The sequence below is a fragment of the Psychromonas aquimarina ATCC BAA-1526 genome, assembly GCF_000428725.1.
GTDB lineage: Bacteria > Pseudomonadota > Gammaproteobacteria > Enterobacterales > Psychromonadaceae > Psychromonas > Psychromonas aquimarina.
The window spans coordinates 1-17,525 of record NZ_AUAM01000037.1; the positions used below are offsets into that span (position 1 = coordinate 1).

The following is a 17,525-nucleotide window of genomic DNA, read 5'->3' on the forward strand; positions in this document are numbered from 1 at the left end:
CTATTTTAAAAGCTTCAAACTCAGCCTGGGAAATCATACCGCTGCCGTCACTGTCTATTTTATTAAAGTCAGCTAATAAGCGTCCCTGCACATCATCTCTGCTTAACTGGCCGTCATCACTGCTGTCCAGCTGTGCAAATGTCGGACGCTGCTTGTGCTGTTTACCGCCTTTGCCTGCGTTATCTATTTTAAAAGCTTCAAACTCAGCCTGGGAAATAGTACCGCTGCCGCTTGTATCAGCATCATCAAAATGTACTAATAAACGACCACGCGCTTCGGTTTTACTTATTTCACCGTCGCCGTCCTTATCAAGCTGCGCAAATGTCGGACCTTTATGCTGTTTATCTGACTGAGCCGAGCTGCTGTTTTCCGGGTAAGTAACCACGTTCTCATTTACCAGGTTAGCAAAGGTATAGCTGGCGGTGCCCATTAATACTGCTGCTGTAATCAATGCGTATTTTTTCATAATTATCTCACTTAGTTCATATAGCCTAATATTCATATCATTCGTTTTAATAGAAACGAATATGCTGAGTTAATTAACAGTTGTGCAGTGCCTGGCGAAACCCGGCACCTCTGCAGACCGCTCTATTAACTTGATGAATAAACTATAAGATGCAAATGAGCAGGAAATGTGGAGAAAATAAGGAGATTTATAATGCTAATTTATAACCTACGCCGTAAATTGACTTAATATATTCACTGTCAGCCGAAATATCCTGCAGTTTGCGGCGTAAGTTTTTGATATGACTATCAATAGTACGATCCGTTACAATGCGGTTATCGTCATAAATCTGGGTCATCAGCTGTTCACGGCTGAATACCTGCTCAGGATGTTTATTAAAAAATGAAAGCAGACGGAATTCAGCCGGGGTCAGCGGTACAGGCTGCTCATTAAGCTCTGCCTGCATTTTTTTATCATCAATACAAAGCCCGAGGCTTGGCTGGCGGATACTATTTTCTTCACCGGAGCGGCGTAATATATTTTTCACGCGCACCACCACCTCTCTCGGGCTGTAAGGTTTACAGATATAATCATCAGCTCCCAGCTCGAGTCCGACTAAGCGGTCTATTTCATCGATTCTAGCGGTCGCCATCACCACTGGTACCTGACTGAAAGTACGCAGTTCACGGAAAATATCCAGACCGTTACGCTGCGGCAGCATTAAATCAAGGATCAGCAGATCCGGATGATGCTGCTTCACCCAGTCGATAACTTCTAAACCGTTATCGATAATATGCGTCTGAAACCCGGACTGAGAAAAATATTCACATAAAACTGCCGCCAGTGACGGTTCATCTTCAACCACAAGAATTGTTTTTTTCTGATAATTCATAACTTAAAGTTCCTTAATCGGCAGTGATATTTTTATCTGCAGACCGCCCAAAGCTGAATGGTCTGCACAAATACTGCCGCCGTGCGCGTTAACAATATTACGGCAGATAGATAAGCCAAGTCCGGAACCGCCGCTGGCTCTACTGCGGGACTTGTCAACACGATATAAGCGGTTAAACAGCTTTTCTAATGAGGCATTAGGCACCGCAGGGGCGCTGTCTTCAATAATCAGCTCAATGCTTTGTTCATTATGCCGCAGAGTTATCTGCATCAGCCCGCCGGGATCCGTATAACGGTAGCTGTTTTCAAAAATATTTAAAATCAGCTGTATTAATGATTTCTGGTCAGCCTTTAATATCACTGCACCGCTGTTTTCATAATTACGTTTCAGCTGTATATTTTTTTCAGCCAGACGGGCTTCATTCTGATCCGCAACCCTCTGCAGCAGCTGTGTTAAATCAACCTGCTGGGATCTTTCAATATTCACACCCGCATCAGAAAGTGATAACTGGTAAAGATCATCAACCAGACAGCGCAGATTCATAACCTGATCATGCAGGGATTTTATATACTTAGGCTCTGCTTTACGAATACCGTCTTGGATCGCTTCTATTTCACTGAGTAAAACAGCAACCGGCGTACGCAGCTCATGGGATATATCCGCCAGCCACTGTTCTCTGCTCTGCTTCTGTTCTTTTAATGTATTAGTTAAACTGTTAAAAGTTATTGATAACTCAGCTAATTCATCATTTCCCTGGACCGGAATCTGCTGCTGGAAATCACCATTTTCCAGCGCTTCGGCACTTGTATGCAGATTTTTCAGCGGCTTGAGAAAATGCCGGACCAGCAGAGCAGCCACAACAAATGAAAACAAAGCGGCCCAGGCGGCAATCAGATAAAAGTTATTTAACTGCTGCTCAAAAAAGCTCTCTGCAAGCGGCCCGGAAATCTGGTTTTTCTGAATAATAGAGATCCAGCCGACCGTTTTCTCATTCACCAGAATAGGTACTTTAATAAACTGCAGCTGCACTTTTTGATGTCTATGTTTTTTAGGGCCGTAAAGAACCGGTTTTTCCTGCGCATCAAGCAGAAAAACTCTGTCATACAGAGCCTCAGCGGAACGATGCCCTCGTGACCGCTTATCTCTTGATGAGTGTTTATCTCTTTTTGGACGCTCAGCAATATGTTTCAGTAAATTATCCCATAGCCTCGGCTGAGTTTTAATTTTATTCCAGCCGTGCTGCTCTGAGTAATACTGACTGATCTGCACCGCAATCACCTCAAGCTTTTCCACCTCGCGCTGATTAAGATAGGTCTGCAGCCCGCTCTGAAAACTATTATTAATCAGCAGTGCCATACCGGCCATCATTATGGCGCTGATCAGCAGCAGAGAAATAAACAGTTTATGAAAAATGGTTAAGCGCATTCAGTGAACCTTGCAATGATAGATAAAATGACTAGCTTTAAATTAAACAACAGCATTTTATGCTGTCAACAATTATTTGCAGATGCACTAACTATTGAGCAGAGCATTCAGCAGAAAATGCCGCATTGTTATTTTAAAAGCTATGCTGCCCAGTCTTTTATCAAAACTGTGCATTGTGATAAAGCGTAATTAAATGAATAGATTATTATGTACTAAATAAATCCGGCTTTTTAGCAAAAATTTCAACTATCAGAATGATATACAAAAATATTTAACAGGGACTTCCATGGCTAAAACTAAAACAATAACAACAGATGATATTCTGCTGGTCTTATGTAATTCGGTAAAATCTGTACTCAGCACTGCCACCGACCATCCGATTAACTACTCTTCAATGGTGCAGAAGATTAATAAAACCTGCCTCAAACCGGATCTCGGCTGTTTTGTACTCTTTGACGGTGGTTTCTCCGGATTAGTTATTATCAACTTCACAGCCCAAGCAGCCATAGAAATCTATCAGAACTATATGATTCATATGGGAATTCCGCAAAACGAACTGGCACAGTCGCATACCGCCGATGATGTTGGTGATGTGATGGGCGAGCTGATGAATCAGATTGTCGGGGATTTTACCGGCGTGATCGGCCATGAGCTGCATACATCAATTACACAAAACCAGCCTAAAATGTTAACTATTAATAAACAGGTGATGCTGTCAATTGATACTAACCTGGACCGTCCGCAGGCAAGACGCGTTACTTTCACCACCGAAAAAAACAGTATCTTCTATTTAGAGTTAGCCATGGATAAAACTGAATTTATCAAGCTGGCTAATTTTGAAGAAAGAGAAGCCTTTGATGCTGATTCAATTCTTGAGCAGGAAAACGGCAGAAAAGAGAGTAAACCAGAACCTAAAGATGAAAGCAGCGATCTGGTGGATCAGGATCTGCTCGACCAGCTGGGGTTCTAAGACCTGCTTTTTTAATCCGCACCACAGAAAAGCGTTTAACTGCACCACAGCAGTTAAGCGCTTTTTTCTTTTTCAATATTTTCAGCTGAAATAATAGATCAAAAAAACTGAACAAACTGCGCGATATAATCCCCTGTTTAAATATTTCCTGACCCGTATACTTCTAAGCAAGCCAACAGAAAAGGATAAAGTTATGACTAATGTATTAGCGTTGAAATCGAGCATTTTAGGAGACTACTCCAGCTCGTCAAAATTAATTGATGAATTATTAGCACAGTATGCACAGCAGCAGGCGGCGGTTACAGTGCACGACCTTGCGGAGCAGCCTCTGCCGGTTTTAGATGGTGAAATAGCGTCAGCAATGAGATCACCCGAACAGCTTAATGATAAGCAGCAGCATGCCCTGAACCTTTCAGACCAGCTGATTGCTGAACTGGAGTCTGCCGATCTGTTAGTAATCGGCGCCCCTATGTATAACTTTATGATCCCGACACAGTTAAAAATCTGGATCGATCTGGTTGCACGTGCAGGTAAAACATTTACTTATACCGAACAGGGGCCCGAGGGGTTAATCACAGGTACCCGTGCTGTTGTTGTCACTACCCGCGGCGGCATGCATAAAGATCAGGCCAGTGATCAGATGATCCCTTATTTAAAAAATGTACTTGCTTTTATCGGCATTACAGATGTTGAAGTTGTCTACGCAGAGTCATTAGCAATGGGCCCTGAAGCGGCGGCAGTTAACCTTGAACAGGCACGTGAACAGCTTGCTGTTGTCGCCTAACCCTAACAATCTTAGAATGCCGGGCAGCAGGGACTTAACCCAGCTGCATCTGCCGCTTATTTGCCATATAAACTATACTTTAGGTGACCCGTCACTAAAGGAGAGATTCTTATGAGCATTGTAGAAAGAGTGAGCACATATCTTGATAAAACTCGCATCCACTATCGGTTAGTCGAGCATGCACCAAGTAAAAATTCTCTCAGTTCAGCTATTCGTTCGAATGTTCCTGCATCTCAGGTTGCTAAAGCAGTGATGCTGGAAGATCATGCGGGAAACAAGCTGATGGCAATTTTACCGGCCAGCCATAAAATCAGCTTAACCGCACTCAACGAACAGTTAAATCGAAAATTTCATCTGATTAAAGAATCAGCTGTTTATGATCTGTTTGCTGACTGCAGTCTCGGTGCTGTACCGCCTCTCGTACAGGCCTCCGACATAGACAAAGTCTATGACGATAATTTACTGCTGCAGGAACAGTTGTATCTGGAAGGCGGCGATCATACTTCCTTAATACAGCTAAGTCAGGATGAATTCAGCCGCCTGATGCACAATACAAAACATCTACATTTCAGTCATAGAGTATTTCATTAATAAAAAGTACAGCTCAACAGGTTAATTAACGCTCAACATACACAATTATTATATGTATGTTGAGCGTCCTTATTTCTAGATCTCCCGACAGATCAATCCTGCCTTTTAAAAAGCACTGCAACATAAAAACAAAATCATCACAAGAAACTAAACCCAAGACTAAAAAAACACCACCACAGATCAAACCTGCAGCCTCAGCATAATTTACAACCTTAACCAATATAGATAATAGTTACGCATTAACAATAACTTACATGATTAACCACATGTAAAGCAGCCGGCACAAAAACAAGAGTTGATCTTAGTAACACTTTTACTCAAAACCATAAAAAAAACGCCCCACTTTACAACAAAAAAGTCACATACATATATATACGTCACAGTTAATGATTGAAAGCGCCCCTAGAATATGCCCGGTTAATATTCGCGCGGATTTAACCATAACCAATTTTTATACAAGGAAGAGCATAGTGAAAATACAGAGTTCTATTATCAGCATGAGCTTACTGGCTGCATTCAGCTCAGCTGCTTACGCGTCAAACCTGGCACAGACAGATTCAATATCTGATTTTATTCAAACCACCACCCCCTTCTTTCAGGAACAGTGTCATCTTTACGGCACAGAGGCGGAGCTGCCGAGCGATTGTGAATATTATCTATTAAATTTAAAAGATCAGAATCTAACTGACAGAAAAAACTTTACCTACCGCCTCTTAGGTTTAGGCATGCACAGTAACTACATGCTGGTCACTAAACCCGGCAGTCTTAAAAAAAGAGAAATTTACCTGCTTGATGAGATCGAGCTGGATTATATTGCAGAAAATTTAAGCACAGATTTAAGCAGATTAAGCCGCACCCGCAGATCAGCAGCATCAGATAACGGCAGTATTATGGAGCAGGTGATACACAAGCGCTTTAGTGTCGAAAGACAAAATAAGGGTAATGTCACTTTAAAATATAAACTGCGCTTCTATAGTAAATCTCCGTTTTATGCCCGCTCAGGTGATAAAGACAAGTATGTAGAAATCGTACTTGCCGAGGGCTCTGGAGTTGATATGGGCATGGCTGACAGCTGGTCTGATATTTATCGACGCTGGAACAGCAACAGTAATACCAGCTATGTTTATAATGAATACCTGGATGATATCAGCGTTGATATAAAAGTGAATGACTCCGCTAAATTACGCTCCGGGCAGATCTACCTCAATGATCTCTACCCGAGAATGCAGGATCAGGTTGAATCTAAAATTGAAAAAGAAACCAGCACCAGCATCAAAGTCGGTTTAGGTTTTTCTCCTAAAATTCCCATCAAAGATATTGAATATACATTTACTGATAAATACAGCATCACTAATAAAAAACAGTTCGGCCTGGTCTCGACAACTAATCCGGACGGTTACACTGTCAAATATGTAAACAACAAGTACGGCTCAGCAGTCAAAGCGGTAAATGGTTTTTGTAACCTAGGCACGGCTGACGGCTGGTGCTGGGATTATGATGAACGCCGCGGCAATCCGTGGAATTTTGATAAATTAAGAGATAACAATTCACTGGCGATCAGCGGTCTGCGCCCCGATTTTGTTGCCAAAATAGCAGCTAAAGAAAATGTATCTGGTTCATCGGATATCAGCGTAAAAACCAAGATAAGCAGCTTAGCGCTGTTCGGTCATAACCGCTGGATACTCGGACGCCGTTACGCATCTGGAAGCCAGTTATGGACCAGCAATACAGGTTCCGACTCTGACTGGAAAACCGACAGAGACTTTGAAAAATTAACCTATTCAGATCAGTTTTCTGTCACGGTTAACTGGGACAGTCCGTGGTTTCTGGGCACAGACTCCGTCACTATTAAATCAACTTATTTAAGCCAGGAAAGCGCACAGTGTTTAACCGTGCTTGGTGATAACAGTCTGGCATTTCAGGACTGTATTGACGGTGCCAAGTCACAGTCATTTGTCTACGATCAGGAACAGAGATACAGAAGTGTCGCCAATATTAACCAGTGCTTAGAGACATCAGGCGGCAGTCTGACATTAAGCTCTGACTGTTCAGCCGATTACGCGCGAAATACGCAGGTCTGGTACTGGCAGGAGCCTAACGGTTTTGCCAACGACGTACTTTATACCGTCAACTACGACCGAACAATTAACGCCATCGATGCATCCAGCCGGGTACCAGAAGTTATCACCTTAGCGGATAACGAAGAAAAGCCGGACAGTGTCCTTTATACAAGCCGTTTTACCGATTTCAGCACAGTTAAACCGTAACAAAACTTCCCGGGCGGAATAAGCTGCCCGGGATTTTATTCACAGCAATACTCTTTACTCAAAAATTATATGGATTTATACATGAAAAAGAATTTACTGGTTACAACACTGTTACTTTCACTATCCCCGTTTGCTTCTGCCGGCGAAGCTGTCACTCCTGAAAGCATAACCGCAGCAGAGGTAAAAAGCGTACAGTCATCAGACACTTATACTTATGTTAGATGCTGGTACCGTCCGCATTACAATCATAATGATCCTGCAACAGACTGGGAATGGGCGCTGAATGACGACGGCAGTTATTATAAACTGCCGGGTTACTGGTACTCCTCAATATCATTTAAAAATATGTTCTATACCGACAGATCCCAGGATGAAATAAAAACACGCTGTGATAAAACCCTGGATGTAAACCATGAAGCTGCTGATATTACCTATTTCGCATCTGATAACCGCTTCTCATATAACCATTCAATCTGGACAAATGACAGCAGTTATCAGGCGCCGGTCATTAATAAAATAATCAGTATCGGTGACAGTATCTCAGACACTGGAAATATGTTTAACGCTTCACAGTGGAAGTTTCCAAACAGTAACTCATGGTTCTTAGGTCATTTCAGCAATGGTTTAGTATGGACTGAATACTTAGCGAAAAAACATGATCTTCCTTTATATAACTGGGCTGTCGGCGGCGCTGCCGGAGAGACTAAATACCTGGCTTTATCGGGTGTTAATGATCAGATCGACTCATATTTAGTGTATATGAAAATGGCGAAAAACTATCAGCCGCAAAACAGCCTGTTTACACTAGAGATCGGATTAAATGACTTTGTTAATTACGGCCGCTCAGTAGCCGATGTATCAGCTGACTTCAGCAAGGCGATGCAGACGCTGACTGAAAACGGTGCACAGAATATTCTGGTTCTTAACCTGCCGGATGCAACTAAAGCACCGCAGTTTAAATACAGCGATCCTGCCGACGCCTTGAAGATTAAGCAGAAGATTGAAGCTTTTAACCTGTTTATTGAGCAGCAGGTTAATCAATATGCGGCGCAGGGAGTTAATATTTCTTTGTTTGATACCTATACATTGTTTAATGATGCAATCCAGAATCCTGAAAAATATGGATTTAAAAATACAACTGATGCATGTTTAGATATTAACCGCAGTAATTCCATCGATTATCTGCTAAGCCATTCTTTAAGTAATGGTTGTGCGGCAGACGGTGCAGACAGTTATGTGTTCTGGGGCGTTACTCACCCGACAACACAAACGCATAAAATAATGGCAGAGGAGATTACCCGTTTATCAATCGATAATTTTTCTTTTAAATAAGTAGTCTAACTTTAATAAAACAGGTGCCTTGTTGTTTGAAAAAATAACCAGGCACCTTCATTTTTTCCCGGCCTGCTTAAATAAGCAGCAGGCAAAAAGATAATTTCACATCGTAAACGCCCCTGTACACTTGTAATAAAAAGCTTAGCAATAAAACAAATTCTCCAGACCTGTTGATACAGCGCCATCTGCCTACAAGCTTATAACCATTTGTAAATACAATAGAATTTACATGCTGAACATGTTTAATAAAAGATCAGAAAATAAGCACTTTAGAGAAAAAAACAGGTAATAAAAGCGCACTTATTGTCAGCTAAAAATTTAAAAAAACAGAGTTTATCTACATTATTTTTTGACTAAAGAATAGCCAGTCAAGATCACAATTCAAAAACTGCAGCGTTGTTGAAATATGACAGCAGCGTTACTTTATTCGCACCACGGAACAAGGTTATCAACTCCTTTATATCCTCTTCAGTCTAATTTGGAATTGAACTTAAGAGGATGGTATTAATTATGAAAAAAATCAGAGCGCTAAGCCTGTCACTAATCACAATCTCTCTACTTTCAGCCTGTAATAATGACGAAACCATAATCAATGAAGAAACCATTGCCGATGCCGATATCGTTATCGGCTTAGGTCTGCAGGTAAACTATGCCAGTTGTTCGCCCCGAATTTTACTGGAAAGCCGCGTTGACCGACTGTACTTAGAGGGCAGCAAAAAAGAAAACCCTCTCTATGTGGTTTCAGGTAAGGGTAACCCAACTTCTGTACCACTTTGTGTTGAAGGTGAAGTAGACACAGATAAAACTGAAGCGGGTGCAATGCGTGATATCCTGATCAGTAAATACAGCGTTCCTGAAGATCAGATTATGCTTGAAGAGGAGTCAACCGATACCGTCACCAATGCGCAGTACGTTAAAGAACTGTTAGATGAAAAAGTGCGCAATAGAGAGTTTATTGTCCAGTCATACACACTGGTAACAAGTAACTACCATATGCACCGCGGCGGCGCGGGTAATGACTCCTCTGCTCCCTATTATTTCAATAATGAGTTTGGTGCAGGCACCTTTGTTGAAGGGGAAAACACCTTCGAATCCACCATTATTGATAATGAAAGCGTATGGACACAAGAGTTCACCAACAACGCAGGCTGGGTGGTAAACCAGGATGTCAGAACGGCTGCAGATATAAACGGTGACGGCAAAGCAGATGCCGTCGGGTTTCAAGCCGGCAGCGTATATGCAGGTTACAGTAACGGCTCCAGTCAGTTTGAAGATAAAGTACTGCTGACAGACAACTTCTTACCAGCTTCTGGTTCATGGACCGCGGCAGATTACCGCACCACCGCCGATATTAACGGCGACGGTAAAGCGGAGTTAATCGGCTTTGCAGCTGACGGAGTGTACGTCGCCAGCGCGGCCAATAATTACCAGGCAGAACTATGGACGACAGATTTTGCTTCAGCCGACATCTGGACGGCTGAACGCCACGTTTATCAGATGCAGGATATGAATAACAACGGTAAAGCCGATATTGTTGCCTTTGGTGAAGACGGCGTTTATGTCGCTTACGCTGAAGACGGAAGATTCGCTCCTATGCAGAAATACTCAGAGCAGTTCGGCGCAAAAGCAGTCGTTAACGGCAGCGAAGAGGGACACGATTTTGCTTCCAGTCTGACTAAATACCTGCGTTTAGCCGGAGATGTAACAGGTAACGGTTATCCTGATGCAGTTATTTTCGGCGCTGATGCCATCTATGTAGCGGAAAATAACGGCACTGAATTTGCGCAGGCAAAACCCTGGTTAGGACCGGAAACAGATGAGGAGGGTAATCACGCCAGTTTTATCGACGGCTGGGATAATGCAGATCATTATCGAGGTCTGGCTGATATGAACGGTAACGGCAGGGCTGATATTGTCACTATCGGCAATAAAGATGTAGTAATAGCTCACTCCACCGGCGAACGCTTTGAGCATTTAAACGGTGTCTGGTCTTACACCACTGAAAACCGTCATAATGATGAAAATGAGCTAGGCTGGCATCAGTTTACTAAAAATGTAGGCTGGACTGGTAATAACTCAGTGCGGGTATTTGCAGATGTCACCGGCAGCGGTATTCCGGATTTAGTCGGTTTCTATGAAGATAATGTTTATACGGCTATCTCAGCTGCTCATTAAAACCGAGCGGTTATAACAGCCGTACAACTCAGTACTCCTGCATAATCTGCCGGAGTACTGTTTTACTTTTGAGTTAAAGGATCGCTTCTACCTTTTCTTTCAGACAATCAGACCAGACACCAACCTGTACCTGACCAATATGCTGCTTTTGTAACAGCAGCATAGCCAGACGCGACTGTCCTATACCGCCGCCGATAGTTTGCGGTAATTTAGATTCTAATAACATCTTATGCCAGTCAAGCTGTAAACGGTCAACATCACCGGTGATTTTAAGCTGCTTCTGTAATGCTTCCGGACTGACACGGATCCCCATTGAAGATATTTCAAATACATCCTGTAAAACCGGGTTCCATACTAAAATATCACCGTTTAATCCGGCATATTTATCACAGGTTGCACTTGACCAGTCGTCGTAATCCGGCGCACGTACATCGTGAATTTTTCCGTCAGACAGAAGACCGCCGATACCGATTAAAAATACCGCACCGAACTCTTTTACGGCGGCTCTTTCACGGTCTTTAGATGACAGTTCAGGATGCTGCTCAGCCAGCTGCTGCGCATGGATAAAAGTAATAGTTTCCGGTAAAAACGGTTTCAGAGCATACATTTCATCCAATTGAGATTCTGTCGCTTTAATTGCACTGTACAGCGTACTGACAGTCTCTTTTAAAAAATCTAAAGAACGTTCTGAGCTTTCACAAATCACTTTCTCCCAGTCCCACTGATCCACATAAACAGAATGAATCGGGCTTAACTCTTCTTCATCAGGGCGAAGTGCTTTCATATGCGTGTAGATACCTTCACCAACACTGAAACCATGCTCGCCTAAAGTTTTACGCTTCCATTTAGCAAGCGAGTGCACCACTTCATAATCTTGAGCATGTTCAGGCAAAGATTTTACTTTAACCGAAACTGCTTTTTCATAACCGCTTAGGTTGTCTTGAATGCCGTCCCCTACTTTAGCTAAAATTGGTGCCTGTACTTCAATCAGCCCTAATTTTTGTTCCAGTTGAGATGAAAAGATCTGCTTGGCTTTACTGATCTGCTGCTGGCTTTGAATGTATTGGCTAGTCATAATTTTATTTCTCTATAAATAGTTTCTGGTTAACAAGTTGGTAAATATAATTACCTAATCAGGCACAAAGCTCAATATCCGCCAACAAAAATAGCTTTACACAAAAAGAATCATCAATAAAATAAGCGATTAACTAAGGAATCAATAATTACGGGTGATAAATATGACGGTAAATTATGAGATCGATAATCTAGATAAAGAGATACTTAACGCATTATCTGAAAATGCGCGTATTCCCTATGCAGAACTGGCTAAAAATTGTGCGGTTAGTGCCGGTACCATTCATGTAAGAATAGAAAAAATGAAGCAGGCGGGCATTATTGAAGGCACTAAAGTGTCGATTAATGCAAAAGCATTGGGTTATGATGTGTGCTGTTTTATTGGTATTAATCTGAAAAATGCCAAAGATTACCCGGATACCATTAAAAGATTAGAAGCACTTGAAGAAGTGGTTGAGGCTTATTACACCACGGGTAACTACAGTATTTTTATCAAGCTGATGACACGTTCCATTGACCACCTGCAGATGACTTTGATTAATAAAGTGCAGGCCATTGATGCGATTCAGTCAACGGAAACCTTAATCTCATTACAAAATCCGATTAATCGAGATGTACTGCCTTAGTATCGGGAGCTCCTATAATAAAGCCCGAAACAGTTACCTGCATCGGGCTTTAATAACCTGACTTAATGTTACTTACTTAACAGAGTTAAGCGCCAGATCGGGCTGCTCATTGTTATCTGTTTCTGAGATCTCTGGTTGAGTGCCTAACTGGCCGCGTTGTTTCTTATAGCGGTCTTCCCAGTAGTCAGCACCTTTAATACCCAGCGCAGCAGGGTTAAAGGTATACTGTTTAACACCGGCTTTCATCTGAGCTTCATAATCTTTTAATGCGGCCATTGCCGGTTTTGCCATAAAGAAGATAATTACAATACCGACAATATTTAACCATGCCATTAAACCAACACCAACGTCCCCCATTGCCCAGGCTAGACTTGCGGTCTTCACTGTGCCGTAAAACACTGCTGCCATCAGAACCAGCTTAAGCACAAATACCATGCCCGGAATTTTTATCGTGCGGCGTAAATAGGCGATATTTGTTTCTGCGATGTAGTAATAAGCCAGAATCGTTGTAAAGGCAAAGAAGAACAAAGCAAGCGCAATAAATACTTTACCTACACCCGGGAAGGTCTGCTCAATAGCCATCTGAGTAAAGACCGGACCGTTGGCACTGACCTCGGCCGCGATATTCTGGACAATAAATGCATCAGGAGCACCGCCGTGAACATTGTATGCACCGGTAAGAAGAATCATGAATGCCGTCGCAGAACAAACCAGTAAAGTGTCAATATAGATAGAAAATGCCTGTACCAGGCCCTGCTGCGCTGGATGATCAACGTTGGCGGCGGCAGCTGCATGAGGACCTGTTCCCTGCCCGGCTTCATTTGAGTAAATTCCACGCTTAACCCCCCAGCCGATAGCGGCACCAAAACCTGCCATTGGTGTAAAAGCATCGGAGACGATCATTTTAAAGATGCCTGGAACTTCACCTATATTCAGAAGAATAATAATAAAAGCAATAATGATATAAGCGAGTGCCATAAACGGAACAACAACCTGCGTAAAATTCGCAATACGTTTAACACCGCCGAAAATAATAAAACCAAGAATAAGCGCTGTACCTGCACCGGTTATTATTTTAGCAAAGCTGAATATACCAATACCGGTTTCAATCATACCGCCCGTACCAAAAGCATTCTCAACTGCATTACCGATACTGTTTGACTGTACACCGGGAAGCAGTACACCGCAGGCAAAAATAGTCGCAATGGCAAAAATCCATGCGTACCATTTCTGTCCCATTGCTTTTTCAATATAATAAGCAGGGCCGCCTCGGAACTGTCCTTCGTCTTTTTCTTTATAAATCTGCGCAAGCGTTGATTCCGCATAGGCTGTCGATGCACCTAAGAAGGCAACCACCCACATCCAGAAGACCGCACCTGGTCCGCCGAAACCGATAGCAGCGGCAACGCCGGCGATATTCCCCGTACCAACACGGCCGGATAAAGATACCGCTAAAGCCTGAAATGAACTGATCCCGCTGCTGGAGCTTTTTCCAGAAAACAGCAAACGCAGCATCTCTTTAAAAAGCCGCAGCTGCACAAATCGTGTAATGATTGAATAAAATAATCCAGCACCTAAACAAAGGTAAATTAGTACCGGACTCCAGATAATACCATTTAAAAAACCAACAAATTCCTGCATATAAACCCTTATAATTTATTTATATAGTTACTAGGGCCTGTTTATCTTTGCTCTTTGTTCCTGCTGGAGGCAATTTTCAAAGATAAACAGACTTCTAAAGCCGCCTTGCTGTATTAAAAGCAGACAGCAGACAAGCTGTCCTGATTAATAAAGTAATAGTTTTATAACCGCTGAATTCAGGTGCACATTTATCCCTGTTTAACTCAGTTAAAGATGTCGCTGAAAGTAAATGTTATGCTCTCCGCGCGACTGGTAACTGTTTATACAGAGGAATTTTCGAGATAAATAAGTGCACTGATACAAACAGTGATGCTTATCATTGTTTATTTTATATACTGCAGAGCAGGTCACTCTTCTGACAAAAATAACAATAATTTCACAACCATGTAACACAACTCAATTTCCCGACACGAAAGAACTTACCGCCTCGGCATACAACTAAGCATTAAGCGCGTTTACCAGCACAACAAAGCACTTAATAAACAATGCGTTACAAAAGCAAAATAAACATCTGCCGTACATCAACAGAAGCAGGACAGATTAAAATCCTGCGCATGATAAATGTCCACTCAGCGTTAGCTTTAACAAACTGCATACCAGGAAAAATAAATAAAGATAAAAATCAGCGGTTTAAGTTTTATTATTATTTATAAATCAGCAGCTCTCGGCACAACAGACTGTTGTTAAGAGCAATTTATATGCCAACAGAATCAAGCACTCATTAAGGAGTACTAAAACCCTCTATGCTCAACAGCTCAAGAGTTTTTCTATAGCAGCAGAACAGATTAAATACGCTATTTTACTGGCTGATAAAGAAAAATAACGCACCACATCAGTGCATAACGCACTGTTTTGGATCGTTCGTTTTATGCACAGGAAACGGATTAAAGAAGGGAAAACCGCTGTTTTGAATAAACAACGGCTTGTCAAAAAACGACAGGGATCTACGTGCTTTAACCTTAAGCAGTAATTTAACGGTTTTAGGTTTACTAAAACGGGAAGAATTGAAGGGTCTGCTCTCTGCTTTAATAAATACAGTTAAATAGAAACAGATGCAGCTGATCAGCTTTTTCACGACGTGCTGTATCATCCGCATTGTCATCAAGGGCTGTTTTATATTCTTGATAAGCCGGACTGTTTAACAGCCGCTCTTCAAACTGCTGGCCCGTTTTATAACTACCGGCTGAAACCGGGATTAAATTTCTCAGCTTTTCCAACTCGCCGAAATCAAACCAGATACCGGCACAACTCGGGCATTTATCGACTTCAATTTTATTCTTCGAGCTGTAAAAACTTCTATCCATTACAACACCACTGCACTTTGGACAGTTGATATGTTTATTTAAATCCAGTGACGGCGGGGTAAACTGTTTCAGATGCTGGACTAATAAACCGCCGCGGATTTTTGTTTTCTGATCGAACTTTTCTATTTCATCATGATCAAAAAATACACCGCCGCATTTTTCAGAAATATCGACGGTAATCCCGCCTATATTAACGGGTTTCAGGTCGACACCTGTTCTAGGACATTTCATATGACTTCCTTTTACAAAAATAAAGCGTTTAAACTTCAATTATGTCACTTATATACCATAACTAGAATAATTTTTATTCAAAGAATAAGCCCCAGAGTATTTTTTATATCCAGCCGCTGTGTTCACATATATGAGTAAATTACAGCTGAATTTGGCAGGCTTTACTTTTTAAATTCAAAAGCTTGATATATGCACCATTAAAAAAGTGATGCCTGAGCAGGATGAACAGCAAGCTGTAAAAACATAGGTTTAATTCACTTACCTCAGAGAGATATTATGAAACAGAAAAACGTTTACCAACCTTTCTTGATTTCAAGTTTCCAAAAAATACATACCCTTACTTTAAGTGATATGAAATGGACTGCATTTGAACGCCATGACTTTTTGGGTGATGGAGAAGACTGGGCCCTGCTGATAGAAAATCTGCTGACAGAAAAGAATCCACAGCTTCTGTCAAAACTCACCTTTGGCGATGAGACTATGATGTTTTGTATCCGCAGCGAAGATAAAGATGCATTACACGAAACTGCACAAATGGTTTTTGCATTTTACCAGGATGATGCTTTATTAGATGCGCATATTGCACAATATGCTCAGTATGAATTTGAGCCTGATACTGCTTAAACAGTTTTTATCCGCCTCTGTTTTAACTTCGTTCCCGCACCGTTCAGGGAACGAAGAATTCAAAAAAGAGAGCGCAGACACGCTGATAAAATCAAGCAATTACACTCATTTCATTTAAGGTAAAGTCCGCAACAGCTCCTTCAGTTGCCTGCATATATTCCGCTAAATGGGTATTATTCATATGCATCTGCCAAAGATCTCTGCTTTCCCAGTTTTCATAAAAAATAAAAACACTGGGATTAAGTCTATCTTGATGCAGATCGTACTGAATACATCCCTCTTCCCGGCGAGTCGGCTCAATTAGTTTTACTAACTCGCTTTTCACTAATTCAACCTGATCTGCTTTTGCTTCTATTCGTGCGACAATCGTTAATACATTTTTCATTTTACTTACCTTCTGTTGTTGAGCTGCAGTGATTATAGCCATTGCTAAACTAACCATAAACAGGGGCAAACACCTTACACTTTCAAAAAAAAATTGATAATGAACACAACCGGTCTTGAACTTGTTATTCGTATAGCAGACAACCACAGCACCCCCCCCGACTGTACAGAAGCCTGATATAACAGCAGCAGCCGCCAGGCAATAAATGTTTTAAACGAAAACTTACTGTCTGTTAACAGCATAAAAGATGAAATATCCGGTGAGCTTCGCCTTCCGGTTTAGAACGTAATATACTGCTTCCCTGGATAGATGAAATGATGGACAGCAGTTATCAGTTCATTTAAGCGTAAGTGATACTCTGGCCTGTTTTTATCAGGACAGAGTGGATCTGCTTTTACGCTATGGTCAGCAGCTGGACTCTTCACTGGCGGCTTTCTCGATTGCAAAAATAAACAGAATAACCTGTGCTTCACCCGCTTATCTAAAGCTGTTCGGCCCCCGAAAGTGCCGCGGGAGCAGCTCAATCATAACTGCTTAATCTACCGCCTTAGAAACCGGGTTTATATGAGTACTGACCTTAAACTCGGCCGTGCTGTCGAAATCTTATCGCCATACAGGACTCAGACAGGGCTGTTTATGGTCTGCCCTAACCGCAAATCTGTTACGCCTGCGGTATTAGCACTGCGAGATATGCTGCGCAGTAAAATATCACAAGTTTTAAGCAGTAATACCAATTCCATTAATTAGATAATCTAT

16 protein-coding genes are annotated in these 17,525 nt (G+C 41.8%); 9 read left to right on the forward strand and 7 right to left on the reverse strand.

What is annotated here, in order from left to right:
• From G337_RS0113850 to G337_RS0113860, 3 genes are all read right to left on the reverse strand, one after another.
• Positions 1-466: EF-hand domain-containing protein (locus G337_RS0113850; protein WP_037027532.1), on the reverse strand; the 466-nt coding region annotated here is incomplete at its 3' end.
• Positions 467-653: 187 nt separating this feature from the next.
• Positions 654-1,337, reverse strand: a complete 684-nt coding sequence (locus tag G337_RS0113855; RefSeq protein WP_028864427.1) for a response regulator — start codon at positions 1,335-1,337, stop codon at positions 654-656.
• 3 nt (positions 1,338-1,340) lie between these two features.
• Positions 1,341-2,762, reverse strand: coding sequence for an ATP-binding protein (locus G337_RS0113860; RefSeq protein WP_037027535.1), 1,422 nt, complete (start codon positions 2,760-2,762; stop codon positions 1,341-1,343).
• A 286-nt stretch (positions 2,763-3,048) separates the two neighbouring features.
• Here G337_RS0113860 and G337_RS0113870 point away from each other — a divergent pair, with 286 nt between their 5' ends.
• The 6 genes from G337_RS0113870 (at position 3,049) to G337_RS0113900 (ending at position 10,884) form a co-directional block, all read left to right on the forward strand.
• On the forward strand, positions 3,049-3,732 hold the full coding sequence (locus G337_RS0113870) for a DUF3334 family protein (protein ID WP_028864430.1): 684 nt from the start codon (positions 3,049-3,051) through the stop codon (positions 3,730-3,732).
• Positions 3,733-3,925: 193 nt separating this feature from the next.
• Positions 3,926-4,516, forward strand: coding sequence for an FMN-dependent NADH-azoreductase (locus G337_RS0113875; RefSeq protein WP_028864431.1), 591 nt, complete (start codon positions 3,926-3,928; stop codon positions 4,514-4,516).
• Positions 4,517-4,627: 111 nt separating this feature from the next.
• On the forward strand, positions 4,628-5,107 hold the full coding sequence (locus G337_RS0113880) for an aminoacyl-tRNA deacylase (protein ID WP_028864432.1): 480 nt from the start codon (positions 4,628-4,630) through the stop codon (positions 5,105-5,107).
• Positions 5,108-5,577: 470 nt separating this feature from the next.
• Positions 5,578-7,374, forward strand: a complete 1,797-nt coding sequence (locus G337_RS0113885) for an RICIN domain-containing protein (protein WP_028864433.1) — start codon at positions 5,578-5,580, stop codon at positions 7,372-7,374.
• An 81-nt stretch (positions 7,375-7,455) separates the two neighbouring features.
• Positions 7,456-8,706 (forward strand): SGNH/GDSL hydrolase family protein, encoded by a 1,251-nt coding sequence (locus G337_RS0113890; RefSeq protein WP_028864434.1) that lies wholly within the window; start codon positions 7,456-7,458, stop codon positions 8,704-8,706.
• Positions 8,707-9,219: 513 nt separating this feature from the next.
• Positions 9,220-10,884: an FG-GAP-like repeat-containing protein gene (locus G337_RS0113900; RefSeq protein ID WP_028864435.1), complete on the forward strand. Its 1,665-nt coding sequence runs from the start codon at positions 9,220-9,222 to the stop codon at positions 10,882-10,884.
• A gap of 73 nt (positions 10,885-10,957) precedes the next feature.
• Here G337_RS0113900 and asnA read toward each other — a convergent pair whose 3' ends face one another.
• Entirely contained in the window at positions 10,958-11,959 is a 1,002-nt protein-coding gene (gene asnA / locus G337_RS0113905; protein ID WP_028864436.1) for an aspartate--ammonia ligase, read from the reverse strand.
• Positions 11,960-12,122: 163 nt separating this feature from the next.
• Here asnA and asnC point away from each other — a divergent pair, with 163 nt between their 5' ends.
• A complete protein-coding gene (gene asnC / locus G337_RS0113910) occupies positions 12,123-12,584 on the forward strand; it encodes a transcriptional regulator AsnC (protein WP_028864437.1) in 462 nt (153 codons plus the stop codon).
• 72 nt (positions 12,585-12,656) lie between these two features.
• Here asnC and G337_RS0113915 read toward each other — a convergent pair whose 3' ends face one another.
• Both G337_RS0113915 and G337_RS0113925 read right to left on the reverse strand, forming a co-directional pair.
• Positions 12,657-14,225: an alanine/glycine:cation symporter family protein gene (locus G337_RS0113915; RefSeq protein WP_028864438.1), complete on the reverse strand. Its 1,569-nt coding sequence runs from the start codon at positions 14,223-14,225 to the stop codon at positions 12,657-12,659.
• A 1,025-nt stretch (positions 14,226-15,250) separates the two neighbouring features.
• Positions 15,251-15,760, reverse strand: a complete 510-nt coding sequence (locus G337_RS0113925; RefSeq protein WP_028864439.1) for a TFIIB-type zinc ribbon-containing protein — start codon at positions 15,758-15,760, stop codon at positions 15,251-15,253.
• 276 nt (positions 15,761-16,036) lie between these two features.
• On the opposite strand from G337_RS0113925, the gene G337_RS0113930 reads away from it, so the two are divergent.
• Positions 16,037-16,384, forward strand: coding sequence for an Imm51 family immunity protein (locus tag G337_RS0113930; RefSeq protein WP_028864440.1), 348 nt, complete (start codon positions 16,037-16,039; stop codon positions 16,382-16,384).
• Positions 16,385-16,475: 91 nt separating this feature from the next.
• Here the strand turns inward: G337_RS0113930 and G337_RS0113935 are convergent, their stop codons facing one another.
• Positions 16,476-16,769 (reverse strand): putative quinol monooxygenase, encoded by a 294-nt coding sequence (locus tag G337_RS0113935; RefSeq protein WP_028864441.1) that lies wholly within the window; start codon positions 16,767-16,769, stop codon positions 16,476-16,478.
• A gap of 564 nt (positions 16,770-17,333) precedes the next feature.
• On the opposite strand from G337_RS0113935, the gene G337_RS27755 reads away from it, so the two are divergent.
• Entirely contained in the window at positions 17,334-17,516 is a 183-nt protein-coding gene (locus G337_RS27755) for a type 2 periplasmic-binding domain-containing protein (RefSeq protein ID WP_028864442.1), read from the forward strand.
• The last annotated feature ends 9 nt before the right edge of the window (positions 17,517-17,525 follow it).